The sequence below is a fragment of the Acidiplasma cupricumulans genome, assembly GCF_001402935.1.
Classification (GTDB): domain Archaea; phylum Thermoplasmatota; class Thermoplasmata; order Thermoplasmatales; family Thermoplasmataceae; genus Acidiplasma; species Acidiplasma aeolicum.
Genome location: NZ_LKBH01000072.1, coordinates 1 through 1,580 on the forward strand (window position 1 = coordinate 1; position 1,580 = coordinate 1,580).

Annotated in this window: 2 protein-coding genes; one reads left to right on the top strand and one right to left on the bottom strand. The window is 29.1% G+C overall.

Annotation, left to right across the window (positions count from 1 at the left end):
- A partial coding sequence (locus AOG55_RS09455) for a hypothetical protein (protein ID WP_055040843.1) occupies positions 1-1,214 on the top strand: 1,214 nt, incomplete at its 5' end.
- A 4-nt stretch (positions 1,215-1,218) separates the two neighbouring features.
- Here the strand turns inward: AOG55_RS09455 and AOG55_RS02495 are convergent.
- Positions 1,219-1,422: a hypothetical protein gene (locus AOG55_RS02495; protein WP_048101952.1), complete on the bottom strand. Its 204-nt coding sequence runs from the start codon at positions 1,420-1,422 to the stop codon at positions 1,219-1,221.
- Between the last annotated feature and the right edge of the window lie 158 nt (positions 1,423-1,580).

A 1,580-nucleotide genomic window follows, 5' to 3' on the forward strand; every position in this document is an offset into this window, starting at 1 on the left:
TCCTTATAATAGCATTTTACGCTGATATTATTGAAGAATTATATTTTAATAAAAAAAGAAGTTTATTTTACCGTGGTGCCGGATTTATATCCATTTTAATCGCAATGCTATTCATATCAAAGTTTCTTGTTATATCAACACCAGTGGAACCAACAAAAATAGTTGTTGATTCAATATATGCAGATTTTCCAATTGAAAAAGTACCATACTTCTTTTATTATGGAATTATAATGAGAATAAATTATCTTTATTTCACCACTTCAATTCAATCAATAGTTCTTTATATTATACTTGCCGCGCTGCTTACTGAAAATTATTACATGATATTTAAAATAGTTAGAAACAACTCCGTTGCAAAAAACATGATAAGCCCAACATTAACCGGCGGTATATCTGCATTAAGCTGCCAGTGTGAGGGGTTAACAGCAACCTTACCAACAATAGCGGCTGCACTAGCCACAGCAGTTAGCACCACACTACTAAGTGAAAGCATTGTCCTGCTTTTATTGAGTAATTTTATGCTTACAGTATTTCTAAACAGGAAAACTCAGATAAAAATTGTATCACAGATAAAAAATATCAGGAATAGCAATATATTTCCAGTTATGGCAATATTTTTTATATTAATTACTCCAATTGCTGAAATTTTTGGAATTTATTTTAAACTGGAATTATTATCATTAATATTCTTCTTCGGAATAAACATACTTATGTTTGTTGCCGGTATATTTTTTATGTATGTCCTAACAAAAATAGGTGTCCAGCCCAGAATACAAAGTAAATATCTAATAATTTCACTAATAATTTTTTCAAGCATAATTATGTTTATCTGGTTTATACCGTATTTTACAGCCCTGGCATATACATATTATAATATATTCCTCTTAATGAACCTTATGGCATTTGTCTCAGGTTTCATAGTTTACCTTATCTATTCAAATATTGATACATTAAAGCGTGCATATGTTGAATACAATGCAATGATGTTCAGCATGACTGCCCTAATAATTTTTTACATTGCATTAATAGAAAATACCACTTTATACCCATTATATGGAATAGAGCAACAAATTATATTTTCAGCAATTTTATGGGCAACGGCATTGCCTTTTATGTGGTTAAGCACAATAGATACACTTTACCAGTATTCTGTACCAAAAAACTATTACCTAAAAAATTCCAAGAAAAAATCAAAAAACTTTTCAGAAGATTAAAAAATCATTTAAATTTTATCCTGTCATTTAGTCCATACTCAGAAAATCCTATGGCTGTAAATGCAAGGCCTATAATGAACAGTCCGGCACCCACTATTTCCACATATAATGGATATGGTACAGTATTCAGATAACCCTGGATGAAGGTACCAAAGCCGGCTATTATTAGCAATATTCCGGTCATCAACAATGTTATTGTTCTTACCATTTTTATCCCCAATACTAAAATTTTTTTTGCTATATAAATTTAATCCAGATTATAAATTAAAGATGATACATTTGTGATAAATATATTTGATTAACGCAAATATATTTATGAATTAGAATAAATAAAGTCCAAATAATTTATTTTATTACTTATTACTA

Excerpts from the sequence above, each read along its gene's own strand:
- AOG55_RS02495 (WP_048101952.1), bottom strand. The coding sequence starts at position 1,422 with ATGGTAAGAACAATAACATTGTTGATGACCGGAATATTGCTAATAATA.